This is a genomic window from Stenotrophomonas sp. CASM106 (assembly GCF_049384825.1).
In the GTDB taxonomy this organism is placed as follows: domain Bacteria; phylum Pseudomonadota; class Gammaproteobacteria; order Xanthomonadales; family Xanthomonadaceae; genus Stenotrophomonas; species Stenotrophomonas muris.
In genome coordinates this window covers 48,605-63,778 of the sequence record NZ_JBMRFS010000006.1, presented here as the reverse complement: position 1 = coordinate 63,778, position 15,174 = coordinate 48,605, and the positions used below count along the sequence as shown (strand labels likewise).

11 protein-coding genes are annotated in these 15,174 nt (G+C 68.7%); 5 read left to right on the top strand and 6 right to left on the bottom strand.

Annotated features, from left to right (window positions below):
• Positions 1 to 14: 14 nt before the first annotated feature.
• Together VG556_RS15245 and ppc are read left to right on the top strand one after the other, a co-directional pair.
• Positions 15 to 2,531: a S9 family peptidase gene (locus tag VG556_RS15245; RefSeq protein ID WP_100449350.1), complete on the top strand. Its 2,517-nt coding sequence runs from the start codon at positions 15 to 17 to the stop codon at positions 2,529 to 2,531.
• A gap of 237 nt (positions 2,532 to 2,768) precedes the next feature.
• Positions 2,769 to 5,480: a phosphoenolpyruvate carboxylase gene (gene ppc, locus VG556_RS15240; protein ID WP_423180029.1), complete on the top strand. Its 2,712-nt coding sequence runs from the start codon at positions 2,769 to 2,771 to the stop codon at positions 5,478 to 5,480.
• A gap of 116 nt (positions 5,481 to 5,596) precedes the next feature.
• Here ppc and VG556_RS15235 read toward each other — a convergent pair whose 3' ends face one another.
• Positions 5,597 to 6,103 (bottom strand): acyl-CoA thioesterase, encoded by a 507-nt coding sequence (locus VG556_RS15235; protein WP_010481883.1) that lies wholly within the window; start codon positions 6,101 to 6,103, stop codon positions 5,597 to 5,599.
• 141 nt (positions 6,104 to 6,244) lie between these two features.
• Positions 6,245 to 7,456: a methionine adenosyltransferase gene (gene metK, locus VG556_RS15230; RefSeq protein WP_111144236.1), complete on the bottom strand. Its 1,212-nt coding sequence runs from the start codon at positions 7,454 to 7,456 to the stop codon at positions 6,245 to 6,247.
• Between the two features lie 335 nt (positions 7,457 to 7,791).
• On the opposite strand from metK, the gene VG556_RS15225 reads away from it, so the two are divergent.
• The 3 genes from VG556_RS15225 to VG556_RS15215 all read left to right on the top strand — a co-directional run bounded on the left by VG556_RS15225 (position 7,792) and on the right by VG556_RS15215 (position 11,491).
• On the top strand, positions 7,792 to 9,507 hold the full coding sequence (locus VG556_RS15225) for a lysophospholipid acyltransferase family protein (RefSeq protein ID WP_100449351.1): 1,716 nt from the start codon (positions 7,792 to 7,794) through the stop codon (positions 9,505 to 9,507).
• A complete protein-coding gene (locus VG556_RS15220; protein WP_005412268.1) occupies positions 9,504 to 10,304 on the top strand; it encodes a UDP-2,3-diacylglucosamine diphosphatase in 801 nt (266 codons plus the stop codon). The genes VG556_RS15225 and VG556_RS15220 overlap by 4 nt, the downstream gene beginning before the upstream one ends.
• Before the next feature lie 119 nt (positions 10,305 to 10,423).
• Entirely contained in the window at positions 10,424 to 11,491 is a 1,068-nt protein-coding gene (locus tag VG556_RS15215; RefSeq protein ID WP_032956710.1) for a metal-dependent hydrolase, read from the top strand.
• A gap of 57 nt (positions 11,492 to 11,548) precedes the next feature.
• Here VG556_RS15215 and VG556_RS15210 read toward each other — a convergent pair whose 3' ends face one another.
• From VG556_RS15210 to VG556_RS15195, 4 genes are all read right to left on the bottom strand, one after another.
• On the bottom strand, positions 11,549 to 12,376 hold the full coding sequence (locus tag VG556_RS15210) for a class I SAM-dependent methyltransferase (RefSeq protein ID WP_005415318.1): 828 nt from the start codon (positions 12,374 to 12,376) through the stop codon (positions 11,549 to 11,551).
• 85 nt (positions 12,377 to 12,461) lie between these two features.
• Positions 12,462 to 13,457, bottom strand: a complete 996-nt coding sequence (gene dusB, locus VG556_RS15205) for a tRNA dihydrouridine synthase DusB (protein ID WP_069118098.1) — start codon at positions 13,455 to 13,457, stop codon at positions 12,462 to 12,464.
• 147 nt (positions 13,458 to 13,604) lie between these two features.
• Positions 13,605 to 14,036, bottom strand: coding sequence for a hypothetical protein (locus VG556_RS15200; protein ID WP_049406097.1), 432 nt, complete (start codon positions 14,034 to 14,036; stop codon positions 13,605 to 13,607).
• Between the two features lie 149 nt (positions 14,037 to 14,185).
• Positions 14,186 to 15,151 carry a ribokinase gene (locus VG556_RS15195; protein ID WP_069117984.1) on the bottom strand — a complete coding sequence of 322 codons (966 nt, stop codon included), beginning with the start codon at positions 15,149 to 15,151 and terminating at the stop codon, positions 14,186 to 14,188.
• Between the last annotated feature and the right edge of the window lie 23 nt (positions 15,152 to 15,174).

Below are 15,174 nucleotides of genomic sequence, written 5' to 3'. Positions count from 1 at the left end.
ACGCAGGTAGAACGATGAGCATGCACGCGCGCCGTACGCGGCGCTGGACCGGCCTGGTCCTGTCGATGGGACTGCTGGCCGTGGCCCCGCTAGCCTGGGCGCTGGCCCCACAGCCCGCTGCAGCACAGGCCCAGGGTGCCAATGGCTACGAACTGCCCTCGGCGGCGCTGCAGGCGGTGGTCGACGCACCGCGCGCGCCGTCGCTGCACCTGTCGCCTCGCCGCGACATGGCCGCGTTGATGCAGATGCCGTCGCTGCCGTCGATCCGGGTGGTGGCGCAGCCGGAACTGAAGCTGGCCGGCCTGCGCATCAACCCGCGCACGTTCTCCGACAGCCGTTTCAGCTTCGGCGAGAAGCTGTGGCTGATGAACGTGGCCGATGGCAAGGAACGGCAGATCAGCGGCCTGCCGGCCACGCTGTCGATCGCCAGCCTGATGTGGTCTCCGGATCAGAAGTGGCTCGCTTTCAACCAGGTCGACGCCACCAGCGGCGCCAACGAACTGTGGCTGGTGGACGTGGCCGCCGGCAGCGCCCGCCGCCTGGTTGCCGGCTTGAACACGGTGATCGGCAGCGGTTACCAGTGGCTGCCGGACAGCCGCGGGCTGGTGGTGTTCACCCGCCCGGCCAACCTCGGTGCGGCCCCGGCCACCGACGGCATCCCGACCGGCCCGGCCGTGCAGCAGACCCGCCGGGGCGATGGCGTGGTGTCGATCCGTACCTACCAGGACCTGCTGAAGAACGAGGCTGACGCGCGCCAGTTCGACTACTACGCCACCACACAGCCGGTGGAAGTCAGCCTGGATGGCAGCACCCGCCCGATCGGCGCGGCCGGCATCTTCATGGGCTTCTCCGTGTCGCCGGATGGCCGCTTCGTGCTGCGGCAGCCGGTGCAGCGCCCGTATTCCTACGTGGTGCCGGTGAGCAGTTTCCCGCGCCGCATTGAAGTGATCGACCGTGCCAGCGGCAAGCTGGTGCATACCGTGGCCGTGCGTCCACTGGTGGAAGGCCTGCCGACCGGCAACGACGCCGAAGTGACCGGCGTGCGTGACATCGGCTGGCGTGGTGATGCCGACGCGACCCTGGTCTGGGCCGAAGCGCAGGATGGTGGCGACCCGAACAGGGATGCCAAGGTGCGCGATGCGGTGCTGATGCAGGCCGCGCCGTTCGACACGCCGCCGGTGACGCTGGCCCAGCTGGGTAGCCGCCTGGCCGGTATCAGCTGGGGCCGTGGCGACCTGGCCCTGCTGACCGAATCGTGGTGGAAGACCCGCAGGACCAAGACCTGGCTGATCGCCCCGGACAATGCCAGCGCCGAACCGCGCCTGCTGTGGGATCGCGATGCGCAGGACCGCTACGCCGATCCGGGCCGGCCGCTGCGGGCCAGCGACGAGCGCGGCCGTTCGCTGCTGCAGACCAGCGCCGATGGCGGCAGCCTGTACCTGGCCGGCGCCGGTGCTTCGCCGGAAGGCGACCGTCCGTTCGTGGACCGCTTCGACATCGCCACGGGCAAGGCAACGCGCCTGTTCCACTCGCAGGCGCCGAGCTATGCGCTGCCGGTGGCATTGCTGGACAAGCAGGGCAGCTCGCTGCTGCTGAGCCGCGAGAGCCCGGACGAGCCGGCCAACTTCTACGTGCAGTCGCTGGCCGATGCCGGTGCTGCGCCGCGTGCGCTGACCCACTTCGCGCATCCGCTGCCGCAGCTGAAGGGTGTGCAGAAGGAGCAGATCCGCTACAAGCGCAAGGACGGCGTCGACCTGACCGCGACCCTGCTGCTGCCGCCGGGATACGACCCGAAGCGCGACGGCCCGCGCCCGCTGCTGATGTGGGCCTACCCGGGCGAGTTCAAGAGCGCGGCCGCGGCCAGCCAGGTGACCGATTCGCCGTATCGCTTCAATGCGGTCAGCTACTGGGGTCCGCAGGCGTTCCTGGCCAAGGGTTACGTGGTGCTGGCCAGCCCGTCGATGCCGATCATCGGCGAGGGCGACAAGGAGCCGAACGACACCTACATCGAACAGCTGGTGGCCAATGCGCAGGCGGCCGTGGATGAAGTGGTGCGGCGTGGCGTGACCGACCGCGATCACATTGCCATTGGTGGCCATTCGTACGGTGCGTTCATGACGGCCAACCTGCTGGCACACACCCGCCTGTTCAAGGCGGGCATTGCGCGCAGCGGCGCCTACAACCGCACGCTCACGCCGTTCGGCTTCCAGGCCGAGGAGCGCAACTACTGGCAGGCGCAGGACGTCTACCAGAAGATGGCGCCGTTCAATTACGCCGACAGGATCAAGGATCCGATCCTGTTCATCCACGGCGTGGACGACAACAACTCCGGGACGTTCCCGATCCAGAGCGAGCGCATGTTCGCGGCGGTGAAGGGCCTGGGTGGCACCGCGCGGCTGGTGGTGCTGCCCAACGAATCGCATGCCTACCGCGCACGCGAATCGATCATGACCATGCTGGCCGAGAGCGAGCGCTGGCTGGAGCAGACCATCGGCCCGGCCGAGCAGGGCACGGCGAAGAAGAAGCGCTGATGCGTGCATGAGGGTGGCCGCTGCAACAGCGGCCGCCTGTGCGGCTGCGCCGCCGCCCGAGCATGGGCTCGGGCGCTACACGGTGTCACGCGCCATGACGCTTGTAGAGCCGAGCCCATGCTCGGCTGCGTCCGCCATGGATACGTGCAGATGAAACCATTCTTGCATCGCAGCGCGACGCCCGATCTGGGATAGGCTTGGGGTCTGGATCCGTTGACCGAGGCCTGTGCGTCGCCGATGAACGAGTACCGCAGCAGCATCGAGTTTGCTTCTCCCGATCTTCCGCTTCGCGATGACGTGCGCCGGCTCGGCGCACTGGTCGGTGACCTGCTGGTCGAACAGGTTTCGGCCGCGTTTCTCGACGATGTCGAGGACGTGCGCACCCGCGCCATTGCCCGCCGCGAGAACCAGGCGCCGCTGTCGGAGCTGGCCGAAGGGCTGGCCGGGCGCACGCCGCAGCAGGCCGAGACCATGGTGCGGGCCTTCAGCACCTACTTCCAGGTGGTCAACATTGCCGAGCGTGTGCATCGCATCCGCCGCCGCCGTGACTACCAGCGCGCCGGTACCGCCGGGGCGCAGCCCGACGGCCTGCAGGATGCGCTGCAGCACCTGAAGGCGCAGGGCGTGGGCCTGGATGAGCTGGCGCAGTGGCTGCCGCGCATCGACATCGAACCGGTGTTCACCGCGCACCCGACCGAAGCGGTGCGCCGCGCGCTGCTGGAGAAAGAGCAGCTGATGGTGGCCAGCCTGGTCGACAACCTCGACGGCCAGCGCACGCCGGGGGAAGCGGCCGCCGATGCTGCGCGCTTCCGCATGGCGCTGACCGCTTCGTGGCAGACCACCGATTCCTCGCCGGTGCGGCCTACCGTCGATGACGAGCGCGAGCACGTCGGCTTCTATCTGGTGCAGGTGCTGTACCGGGTGATCCCGGTGCTGTACGAATCGCTGCAGCAGGCGCTGCGCGATACCTACGGCGAAGAACTGCCGCTGCCGCGCCTGCTGCGCTTCGGTACATGGGTGGGCGGCGACATGGACGGCAACCCGAACGTGGATGCCCACACCATCCGCACTACGCTGGACGCGCAGCGGCAGGCCGTGCTGGGTCGTTACCAGAAGGAACTGCTGCAGCTGGCCAGCCTGCTCAGCCAGTCCACCGAGCGGGTGGGCGTGAGCGAGGCGCTGCAGGCGCGCGTGGCGCACTACCAGCAGCTGCTGCCGCAGGTGCAGTCGCGCCCGCGCCATGCCGACATGCCGTACCGCCTGCTCAACGACCGCATGCGTGCACGCCTGCAGGCCACGTTGGATGACGGCGAAGGCGCCTACGCCGGTCCGGACGAACTGATCGACGACCTGCAGCTGATCCTCGACAGCCTGCGCGCCAACCGCGGCGAACATGCCGGTGGCTTCGCCGTGCAGCGCCTGCTGTGGCGGGTGAAGACCTTCGGCTTCCACCTGGCGCGGTTGGACGTGCGCCAGGAATCGAGCGTGCACGCGCGCGCGCTGGCCACGGTGCTGGGCGGCGACGCAGCGTGGGACGGTCTGGATGCAGTGGGCCGCGCACGCCTGCTGGCGCCGCATGCCAGTGGTGACGCGCCGTTGCCGAAGGGCGACGACGAAGGCAACCGGCGACTGGACGCCGTGTTCGCCGCGCTGGCCGATGCTCGTGCGCGGCATGGTGGCGATGCACTGGGCAGCTACATCATCTCGATGGCACATGACCGCAGCGACGTGCTGGCGGTGCTGGCGCTGGCGCGCCGTGGCGGCCTGGTGGAAGAGAACGGATCAGTACCGCTGGATATCGCGCCGCTGTTCGAGACGGTGGAGGACCTCAAGCGCGGCACCGCGACCCTGCGTGATCTGCTGGCCGACCCGATCTATCGCGCGCACCTGCAAGCGCGCGATGACGTGCAGATGGTGATGCTGGGCTATTCGGACAGCAGCAAGGACGGTGGCATCGCCGCATCGCGCTGGGGCCTGCAGCGTGCACAGGTGGAGCTGCTGGAGGTGGCGGCCGAGGCCGGCATCCGCCTGACCTTCTTCCATGGCCGTGGCGGCTCGATCAGCCGCGGTGGCGGCAAGACCACGCACGCGGTGGACGCATCGCCGCGCGGCAGCATCGATGGCCGCCTGCGGGTGACCGAGCAGGGCGAGGTGATCCATCGCAAGTACGGCATCCGTGCGCTGGCCCTGCGCTCGCTGGAGCAGGCCACCGGTGCGGTGCTGCGTGCCAGCCTGCGCCCGCGTGCCGCCGAGCCGCGCGAGGATGAGTGGCGACCGGTGATGGACGCGGTGGCATCGGCCAGCAGCGAGGTGTATCGCGCGTTCGTTGGCCAGGCCGGTTTCATGGACTACTTCCGCACCGCCACGCCGATCGACGTGATCGAACGCATGACGCTGGGCTCGCGGCCATCGCGCCGGCTCGGCCAGGACGCCGCGCTGAGCAACCTGCGTGCGATTCCCTGGGTGTTCGCCTGGAGCCAGGCGCGCGCGGTGATTCCCGGTTGGTACGGCGTGGGCAGTGGCCTGCAGGCGGCGGTTGATGCCGGCCACGAACAGACCCTGCGCGAGATGGCGCGGGACTGGCCGTTCTTCCGCACCTTCCTGGACGACATCGCGATGGTGCTGTCCAAGGGCGATATCACCATCGCCGAGCAGTTTTCGCTGTTGTCGGGTGAACGGCACGGGCACTTCTTCCCGCAGGTGCAGCGCGAACTGGAACTCACCCGGCACTGGCTGCTGGCGCTGATGGACCAGCGGACGCTGCTCGACCACGATGCGCGGCTGGCGCTGTCGATCCGCCTGCGCAATCCCTACGTCGATCCGATCAGCGTGCTGCAGGTGGACCTGTTGCAGCGCTGGCGGGCCAGCGGGCGCGAGGATGACGGGTTGCTGCGCGCGCTGGTGGCCTGCGTGAACGGTGTTGCGCAGGGCGTGCAGAACACCGGTTGATCCGCATCCGCCGGGCATGGCCCGGCGAATTCGCAATGGTAGTGCCGGCCGCTGGCCGGCAACCTCATGATGTCCGGCAGCACGCGCGAGGTTGCCGGCCAGCGGCCGGCACTACCTCATTCCTCCGGTGACGGCGGATTCGATGCCAGCAGTTCCAGATGGCGCTGTTCCATTTCCTGGCGCAGCTGGCGGCGGATCTGCGCGGCGGCCTGGCGGCGCTTCTCGTCGGACGTCGCCGGCTGCAGGGGCGGGACGGGCGTCGGCCGGCCTTCCTCATCCACGGCCACCATGGTGAAGAAGCAGCTGTTGGCGTGGCGCACGCTGCGCTTGAGGATGTCCTCGGCCACCACCTTGATGCCGATCTCCATCGACGAGGTGCCGGTATGGTTCACCGAGGCCAGGAAGGTGACCAGCTCGCCCACCGCGATCGGCTGGCGGAACATCACCTGGTCCACCGACAGGGTGACCACGTAGCTGCCGGCGTAACGGCTGGCGCAGGCGTAGGCAACCTGGTCGAGCAGGCGCAGGATGGCGCCGCCGTGGACCTTGCCGGAGAAATTGGCCATCTCCGGCGACATCAGCACGGTCATGGACAGCTGGTGGGTTTTCAGTTCGGTCGACATGCGGCGATTGTATCGGCAACCGGGTAGTGCCGGCCGCTGGCCGGCAATCACGCGATTGTTTCCCGAAGGCCATGAAAAAGCCGGCCAGCGGCCGGCTCTACCAGAAAGCAGAAGGGCCGCGTGAGCGGCCCTTCGTGTTTCTTACTTCAGCTTCGCATCGGCGCGCAGGGCGGCGGCGCGGTCGGTCTTCTCCCAGGAGAAGGCCGTGGCGTTGACGGTCTCGCCTTCGCCGTTGAGGTAGCTGAACTCCTTCGGCTTGCGGCCGAAGTGGCCGTAGGCCGCGGTCTGCTGGTACATCGGGTGCACCAGGTCCAGCATCTTGATGATGCCGTACGGGCGCAGGTCGAAGTGCTTGCGGATCAGCTTCTCGATCTTGTCGTCGCTGATCTTGCCGGTGCCGAAGGTGGTGACCGAGATCGAGGTCGGCTCAGCCACGCCGATGGCGTAGGAGACCTGCACTTCGCAACGGTCGGCCAGGCCGGCGGCCACCACGTTCTTGGCGACGTAGCGGGCCGCGTAGGCTGCCGAACGGTCGACCTTGGACGGGTCCTTGCCGGAGAAGGCACCACCACCGTGACGGGCCCAGCCGCCGTAGGTGTCGACGATGATCTTGCGGCCGGTCAGGCCGCAGTCGCCCACCGGGCCACCGATCTCGAACTTGCCGGTCGGGTTGATGTGGAACTTGGTGCCCTTGTGCAGCCACTTGGCCGGCAGCACCGGCTTGATGATCTCTTCGCGGACGGCCTCGATGAGGTCCTTCTGCTTGATGCCGGGGGCGTGCTGGGTCGACAGGACCACGGCGTCGATGGCCGAGACCACGCCGTTTTCATAGCGCAGGGTGACCTGGCTTTTGGCGTCCGGACGCAGCCACGACAGCGGCGAGTTCTTCTTCTTGCGGATCTTGGCCTGCTGCTCGACCAGGCGGTGCGACAGGTGGATCGCGGCCGGCATGTAGCTGTCGTTCTCGTTGGTGGCATAGCCGAACATCAGGCCCTGGTCGCCAGCGCCCATTTCTTCCGGCTTCTTGCGATCCACGCCCTGGGCGATGTGCGGCGACTGCTTGCCGATCAGGTTCAGCACGCCGCAGGTGGCGCCGTCGAAACCGACGTCGGAGCTGTCGTAGCCGATGTCCGTGATGACCTTGCGGGTCAGCGCTTCCAGGTCGATCCAGGCGCTGGTGGTGATTTCACCGGCCACGATGGCAACGCCGGTCTTGACCATGGTCTCGCAGGCCACGCGGGCGCGCTGGTCCTGGGTCAGGATCGCGTCCAGCACCGCATCGGAGATCTGGTCGGCAACCTTGTCCGGATGGCCTTCGGAGACCGACTCGGAGGTGAAGAGATAGCTGGACATCAGGCGTAATATCCCTTGATTCGGATGGAAAGATGGGCGCGCATGATACACGGGGTGCGCCGCCTGTGCATTGTGAACCTGTGCCGGTTGCCGGTGGTTAAGCCCGCGTAGGCCTGGAGGGGCCGTCCCTTGGGGATTGGGGCCCAGCCTTGAGGCCCAGTGTTCCACCAGCGTGACAACGCACCGGGCTGCTACCGGCCCGGAACGCGCGGGCGGCGACCTCGCCGCGAAGGCGGGCCGGCCGTCATCGTTCTGCCCCGAAACCGCCATCTGGCTGCCGCCTGCCGGGCGCAGGCTGTCGGCCAATCCGGCCGCCGGGCATCAGTGGATCCGCCATGCAGGAACTCGAACAGCGTCTCCAGCAACGTTTCCCCGATTGGTTCCATGGCCGTCGCGGCCAACTGGCGCGGCCGCTGCTGCGCAGCGTCGGGCGCTGGTCGCGCCTGGACCAGATCGAAGCCTTCCTGCAGCGCAGCTCAGGACTGCGCGGCTTCGGTTTCGTCGCCGCCGGCCTGGAATTCATCGGCGGCCAGTACCAGGTGGATCCGGCCGCGCTGGCCAGGATCCCGGCCACCGGCCGCCTGCTGATCGTCGCCAACCACCCCTCCGGGGCACTGGATGCCCTCGCACTGCTGGACGCGGTTGGCCGTATCCGCCGCGACGTGCGGATCGTGGCCAACGATCTGCTGGGGGCGATCGCGCCGCTGCAGGACCTGCTGCTGCCGGTGCGCATCCTCGGCGGCAAGGCCCGGCGCGGCAGCCTGCATGCCGTGGAGGAAGCGTTGAACGCCGAGCAGTGCGTGATCGTATTCCCGGCCGGCGAGGTCTCGCGGCTGTCGCTGCGCGGCATCCGTGATGGCCGCTGGCAGCGCGGGTTCGTCCGCTTTGCCCGCGCAGCCGGCGCGCCGGTGCTGCCGGTGCGGGTGGAAGCGCGCAACTCGGCGCTGTTCTACGGCGCCTCGACCCTGTTCAAGCCGGCCGGCACCGCGCTGCTGGCGCGCGAAATGTTCGCCCGTCGTGGCCGCCCGCTGCGGCTGAGCATCGGCGAGCCGATGCAGCTGGGCAAGGGCGGTGACCCGGGCGCACAGCTGCTGGCGGTGCGCCGCGCGCTGTACGCGCTGGGCCGCAACGGCGCGGCCGGCAATGCCGCTGCCTGCGCTGGCCCCGAGCCATTGGCGTCTCCGGTGCCGCCTTCGCAGGTCGCCGCCGGCATTGCCGCGGCCACCCAGCTGGGCCAGACCGCCGATGGCAAGCAGATCCTGTTGGCGACCTGTACCGCCGATTCACCGCTGCTGCTGGAACTGGGCCGCCTGCGCGAGCTGACCTTCCGCCAGGTGGGTGAGGGCACCGGGCGCAGCCGCGACCTGGACGCCTACGATCCGCAGTACGAGCACATCGTGATCTGGGACGCGGCGGCGCAGCGCATTGCCGGTGCCTACCGCATCATGCGCGGCGCCCAGGCCCTGGCCCGGCACGGCCTGTCCGGGCTCTACAGCGCGTCGCTGTTCCGCTATTCCGACGATGCCATCACCCACATTGCCGAGGGCCTGGAGCTGGGCCGCAGCTTCGTGGTGCCCGATTACTGGGGCAGCCGCAGCCTGGACTACCTGTGGCAGGGCATCGGCGCCTACCTGCAGTGCCGGCCGGGCATCCGCTACCTGTTCGGCGCGGTCTCGATCAGCGCAGCGCTGCCGCGCGATGCGCGCGAGCAGCTGGTGGCCTACTACCAGCGCTACTACGGCGGAACCGCCGGGCTGGCCGAATCGAACCGCCCCTTCAAGTACTTCGCCGCACCGCCAAGTTTCGGCGAGCTGGATGCGGGTGCCGCGTTCGATGTGCTCAAGGCCAACCTGGCCGCACTGGGTACCGGCGTGCCGACGCTGTACCGCCAGTACACCGATCTGTGCGAACCCGGCGGCGCGCGCTTCCTCGCCTTCGGCTTGGACCCGGACTTCAGCGATTCGATCGACGGCCTGATCGAAGTGGACCTGTGCGCGATCCGGCCGAACAAGCGCAAACGCTATCTGCGCGACGCGGGTGCGCCGGCATGAGCACGCTGGCGAACCTGTCGCCGCACCGGCGCGCAGTGTTCGTCTCCGACGTGCACCTGGGCTCACGTCATTGCCATGCCACCGAGCTGGCGCGGTTCCTCTCGCAGCTGCGCTGCGAACGGTTGTACCTGGTCGGCGACATCATCGACCTGTGGTGGATGGCGCATCGCCGCGCCAACTGGCGGCAGTCGCACAGCGAAGTCATCCAGGCCCTGCACGCGCTGCGCCGTGCAGGGACCGAGATCATCTACATTCCCGGCAACCACGATGCCTCGCTGCGCCAGGTGTGCGGGCTGATGTTGCCGGCCATGCAGGTGCGCCGCCGTGCCATCCACGTGACCGCCGATGGCCGCCGGCTGCTGGTCGCGCATGGCGACGACTACGACGGCGTGACCCATTTCGGTGGCCTGCAGGAAAAGTTCGGCGACTGGCTGTACTACCGCATCCTGACCGGCAACCAGGCGCTGAACGCGGTACGGCGCCGGCTTGGCATGCGCTACTGGTCGCTGTCGGAGTTCCTGAAGAAGCGCAGCGGGGCCGCCGAACGCTACATCGAGCGCTTCGTGCAGGCCGGGCTGGACGACGTGCGCCGGCGCGGCCTGGATGGCATCGTCTGCGGCCACATCCACCGCGCGGCGCTGGTCGAACGCGATGGCCTGGTCTACGCCAACGACGGCGACTGGGTGGAGAGCCTGACCGCACTGGCCGAGGACCATGATGGTGCGCTGCGCCTGCTCGACCATAACGGCCAGACCCTGGTGGAACTGCCAGGCGCGCGGTTGTCGCAGGCGGCATAACGCGCGTCTGTCCTACTGTAGAGCCGAGCCCATGCTCGGCTGACGTGGCGCCGAACGAAGCGCAGCCGAGCATGGGCTCGGCTCTACATGCACCGCCCGCAAGCCGCTAGCATCGGCCCATGGACTCCCTGACCCAGATCGTGCTCGGTGGCGCCGTCGCCGCTGCCATCGCCCCGCCCGGACATCGCCGCGCGGCCCTGCTCGCTGGTGCCGCGCTTGGCACCCTGCCGGACCTCGACGCGCTGTGGCTCGGTTTCACCGCAGCCGATCCGGTGGCGAACATGATCGAGCACCGCAGTTTCAGTCATTCGCTGCTGGTACTGCCATGGGTGGCGGCATTGATCTGGTGGCTGTTCAAGCGCTTCGGCAATGGCCGCGTCGCGCAGTCACCGCTGTGCTGGTTCTGGGCGATCCAGCTGGCGCTGGTCACCCATCCGGTGCTGGATGCGTTCACCGTGTATGGCACCCAGTTGTGGTGGCCGCTGCGCCCGCATCCGACCATGGGATCCAGTGTCTTCATCATCGACCCGGGGTATACGGTGTGGCTTCTGCTGGGCTGCGTGCTGGCCTGGTTCGGCCGCGCCCGGCCCTGGGCGGGCAAGGTGCTGGGCGTGGCCCTGCTGCTCAGCAGTGGCTACCTGGGCTGGGGCCTGATCGCCAAGTCACAGGTCGACCGTGCCGCACAGCAGAGCCTGGCCGCGATGGGCCTGGGCGATGCGCCGCGCTTCTCGGTACCGATGCCGTTCAACACCCTGCTGTGGCGGGTGGTGGCGATGACGCCCAATGGCTACGTGGTGGGTGACCGCTCGCTGGTGGCCGACCACGGGCCGATGCGGTTCGAAGGCCATGCGTCCAACGTACAGGCCTTGCGCGAAGCGCAGGCCATCCCGGCGGTGCAGCAGCTGACGTGGTTCAACCGCGGTTTCATGCGTGCGCAGGTGGTTGACGGCCGGTTGGTGCTGAGTGACCTGCGCATGGGGCTGGAGCCGGACTACACCTTCAACTTCGTCGTGGCCGGGCAGGCCGACGGGCAGTGGCGGGCGATCGTTCCCGAGCAGGTGCGGGTGGACTACAGCAGTCCCGCCGCGCGTGCCGACGCCGGTCGCCGCCTGGCGGCGATGTGGCAGCGGATCTGGCAGGAGCCGGCGGCGGCGCCGGGCGCGGCCGACCACACCGCCGTGCATTGATCACTGGATCCACGCATGGCGTGGCTCTACGGCCCCGATCGACAGCAGAACACCGGATCAATACACCGTGGCGCGGCCCTGGACGAACGAGTAGAAGAACACGGCGTTCGGGTCGTTCTGCACCAGGCGGAACTCGCGGCGCATGCCTTCCACGGTTTCCTCGTCCACCGAGCCGGCCTGCAGCAGCTGGTCGGCGGCCGACAGCAGGAGCTGTTCCCAGAACGCGATCATCGTCTTGCGACGCGCCGGTTCGCGGTTGTCCAGGTGGATGGTCTTGATCTCGGTGTGCACGTCGCGGAAGCCGCCGGCCAGCAGCAGGTTGCCCAGCTTTGCACCGACGAACGGGTCACCGCCATGGTCGTACTGGAAGTCGTTGAAGGCCATCCAGTAGCGCCAGATGTGCGGCGAGTACGGGTCGAGCAGGAACGAGGCATTCATCACTTCGGTGATGTAGACCGGCGAACCCGGAGCCAGCACGCGGCGCACTTCGCTCAGCACCCGCGCCGGTGAAGGCACGTGTTCCAGCACCCAGCACAGGAACGCCGAGTCGAAGCTGCGTGCCTCGAACGGCAGCTCGCCGGCGTCGGCCTGCTGCAGGGTGTATCGGTCGCTGCACCACGGCGTGCGCGCCAGGTTCTCGCGCGCGGTGGCCAGCTGCGTTTCGCTCAGGTCCACGCCGGTCACGTGCAGCTCGGGGAAGCGGCGTAGCAGGATCTCGGTCTGCGCACCGACGCCACTGCCGACTTCCAGCAGGCGCCGCGCGCCGCTGTAGTCGATCTGGCCGAAGATGCTCGATTCCAGCAGCCGGGCCTGGGTCATCAGGCGCTGCTGTTCGGTGCCGGAAAATCCGTGCAGGTAGGTCGGGGAGGAAATCGGCGGGGTCATGGGGCGGGCTCTTGTAGCGTCGAGCGTGCTCGACGGCTCTGGAAATTCAGTCGAGCAAGCTCGACTCGACGGCATGGCAGTACGCTCAGGCAGCAGATGACAACGCGGGTTCCCCGGCGATCAGGCGGTCGAAGTATTCCGTGGTCAGCGCGATCTGGCCCTGCGGGTCTTCGGCACGGTTGACCACCGCGCGGAACGCGGCGTTCTCCGGACGATCCTTGGCGTACCAGCCCAGGTGCTTGCGCGCGATGCGCACGCCCTGCGGCTCGCCATAGAACGCATGCAGCGCGTGCAGGTGGCCAAGCAGGATGTCGCGCACTTCCGCCAGCGACGGCGGTGGCAGTTCCTCGCCGGTGGCCAGGTAGTGCGCCACTTCGCGGAAGATCCACGGCCGGCCCTGCGCCGAGCGACCGATCATCACCGCATCCACGCCGGTTTCCTTCAGGACGTAGGCGGCCTTCTGCGGCGAATCGATATCGCCGTTGGCGATCACCGGGATGCGCAGCGCGGCCTTGATCTCGCCGATCGTGGCGTACTCCGCCTGGCCGGTGTAGTGCTGGTCGCGGGTACGGCCGTGCACCGCCAGTGCCGCGATACCGCTGTCCTCGGCGATGCGTGCGATCAGCGGGCCATTGCGATGGTCGCAGTCCCAACCGGTGCGGATCTTCAGCGTGACCGGCACGTCCACCGCGTTGACCACGGCCTCGAGGATGCGCGCCACCAGTTGCTCGTCGCGCATCAGCGCCGAACCGGCCCAGGCGTTGCACACCTTCTTGGCCGGGCAGCCCATGTTGATGTCGATGATCTGCGCGCCGTGGTCGACGTTGTAGCGCGCGGCCTCGGCCAGCTGCTGCGGCTCGGTGCCGGCGATCTGCACGCTGATCGGGGCTGGCTCGCCGTCATGGTCCATGCGGTGGATCGACTTGCGCGTGTTCCAGAAGCGCGGGTCGCTGATGGTCATTTCCGAGGCGGCCAGTCCCGCACCCAGCCGTTTGCACAGCAGGCGGAAGGGCTTGTCGGTGACGCCGGCCATGGGTGCCAGCACGACGTTGGGGGCAATGGTGTACGGGCCGATCTGCATGCGCCCATTGTAGGGCGCGGGCGGCGGTACGGCCGTGCCGGGCGCGGTCCGGTTCAGGCCGATCGGCACCGACCTCATGCCGTACCGGCATCAGCAGATGCTTGACGGTTGCTTCCGCCGCCCCCACGGGCGGGCGATGGTGGGCGGCTACCCCAGGCTCTGCCAGGCCTGGCGGGTACCCAGCGCGAAGGCCAGCCCCAGGCCCAGGCAGACCAGCGAGCTGACCGCCCAGAAGCGCGTGCCGTTGTACCCCGGCCGGAACAGCGCCAGGCCGAAGCCCATCGCGGCACGCAGCAACAGCAGCGCGGCGATGCCGGGCAGGACCAGGCGGCTGGCCGGCAGCGGCGAATGCCAGCCCGCGGCGGCCAGTGCGTACAGGGTCCAGGCCACCAGCACGGCAGTGATGCCGGCGGTCATCAGCGGTGGCCACCAGTGCCCCGCATGCGCCAACCGGACCACGCGCTGGCCGGCACCGAAGTACCTGTACCACGCGGCGCCGAAGGCGATGCAGCCGATATGCAGCAGCGCCGCCACGGCACTGCCGGCGGCCGCGACCAGCAGCCAGGGGAATCCGTCCATGTCCTGCCCGTGCGAGGAAGCTGCGCGGATGGTGGGCGAGGGGCAGGATGTGGGCAATGCGACAGGCGGTCGCAGGGGCTGGGCAATGGGCAAAAGAATGGCCCGGGTGTCTGCACACCCGGGCCTTGTCATCCACGCGTGGCGTGGAATTACCTGGTTTCAGCGTCGGCCGGGGTGAAGCGCGGCATCGCCGCAGCGGCGCCTTCCTTCTCGGTCGAACGGCCGGCGAACTGGTTGGCGAAGCGCACGTGGCGGGCGAACGGGGCGTCGGCCACCTGCGCCAGCGACGCGGCCAGCGCGCCGTTGAAGGCGTCACCGGCACCGGTGGTGTCGATCGCCTGCACCTGTTCGGCACCCACGCGGTAGTACGGCTGGGTATCGCCGCGCAGGTTCTCGTCGGCATGCGACACGAACACGCCCACCGAACCCAGGGTCACCACCACGGTGCCGTTGCCGACCAGCTTGCGGCACAGCGCGTGCAGGCTGGCGCCATCCAGCGCGGCGACGTCGTTGGCATCCACGCGCTCACCGACATGGCGGCCGAGCAGGGCAGCGAACTCGGTTTCGTTCGGGGTGATCACATCGGCCAGCTTGAGCAGGCCGATGGTCGAGGGGGCATCGGCCGGTGCGGTGTTGAGCACGGTGGTGACGCCGGCCTCGCGGGCCGTGGCCAGCGCCGCTTCGATGGTCTGCACCGGCGATTCCAGCTGCACCAGCACCACCTTGGCGCGGGTCAGCAGGGCCTGCTGCTGTTGCAGGAAATCGGTGCCCAGCGCGGCGTTGGCACCCGGGCCGATCACGATGGTGTTGCGGCCACGCGCGTCCACGTAGATGCCCGCGGTGCCGGTCGGTTCGCTGCTGGCCTCGGCGATCAGCGCGAAGCCATCCTGCGCAGCCAGTTCACGCGCGGTGGCGCCACCGGCGTCATCGCCCAACGCGCACACGAAGTGCGTGTCGGCACCGGCGCGGCAGGCCGCCACCGCCTGGTTGAAGCCCTTGCCCCCGGGGCCGGTGCTGTAGCGGCCGGCAATGGTCGCACCCGGTGCCGGCAGCGACTCACACCGCCACACGTGATCGACATTGAAGGAACCGACGACAACGACACTGCTGCTCATAGGGAATCTTTTCTCAACCAAGG

What these genes read in the sequence shown, in the direction of transcription:
- VG556_RS15215 (WP_032956710.1), top strand. Translation starts at nt 10,424, where the DNA reads ATGGACTCCCTGACCCAGATCGTGCTCGGTGGCGCCGTCGCCGCTGCC.
- dusB (WP_069118098.1), bottom strand. Translation starts at nt 13,457, where the DNA reads ATGCAGATCGGCCCGTACACCATTGCCCCCAACGTCGTGCTGGCACCC.
- VG556_RS15235 (WP_010481883.1), bottom strand. Translation starts at nt 6,103, where the DNA reads ATGTCGACCGAACTGAAAACCCACCAGCTGTCCATGACCGTGCTGATG.
- VG556_RS15195 (WP_069117984.1), bottom strand. Translation starts at nt 15,151, where the DNA reads ATGAGCAGCAGTGTCGTTGTCGTCGGTTCCTTCAATGTCGATCACGTG.
- VG556_RS15220 (WP_005412268.1), top strand. Translation starts at nt 9,504, where the DNA reads ATGAGCACGCTGGCGAACCTGTCGCCGCACCGGCGCGCAGTGTTCGTC.
- VG556_RS15245 (WP_100449350.1), top strand. Translation starts at nt 15, where the DNA reads ATGAGCATGCACGCGCGCCGTACGCGGCGCTGGACCGGCCTGGTCCTG.
- metK (WP_111144236.1), bottom strand. Translation starts at nt 7,456, where the DNA reads ATGTCCAGCTATCTCTTCACCTCCGAGTCGGTCTCCGAAGGCCATCCG.
- VG556_RS15210 (WP_005415318.1), bottom strand. Translation starts at nt 12,376, where the DNA reads ATGACCCCGCCGATTTCCTCCCCGACCTACCTGCACGGATTTTCCGGC.
- ppc (WP_423180029.1), top strand. Translation starts at nt 2,769, where the DNA reads ATGAACGAGTACCGCAGCAGCATCGAGTTTGCTTCTCCCGATCTTCCG.
- VG556_RS15200 (WP_049406097.1), bottom strand. Translation starts at nt 14,036, where the DNA reads ATGGACGGATTCCCCTGGCTGCTGGTCGCGGCCGCCGGCAGTGCCGTG.
- VG556_RS15225 (WP_100449351.1), top strand. Translation starts at nt 7,792, where the DNA reads ATGCAGGAACTCGAACAGCGTCTCCAGCAACGTTTCCCCGATTGGTTC.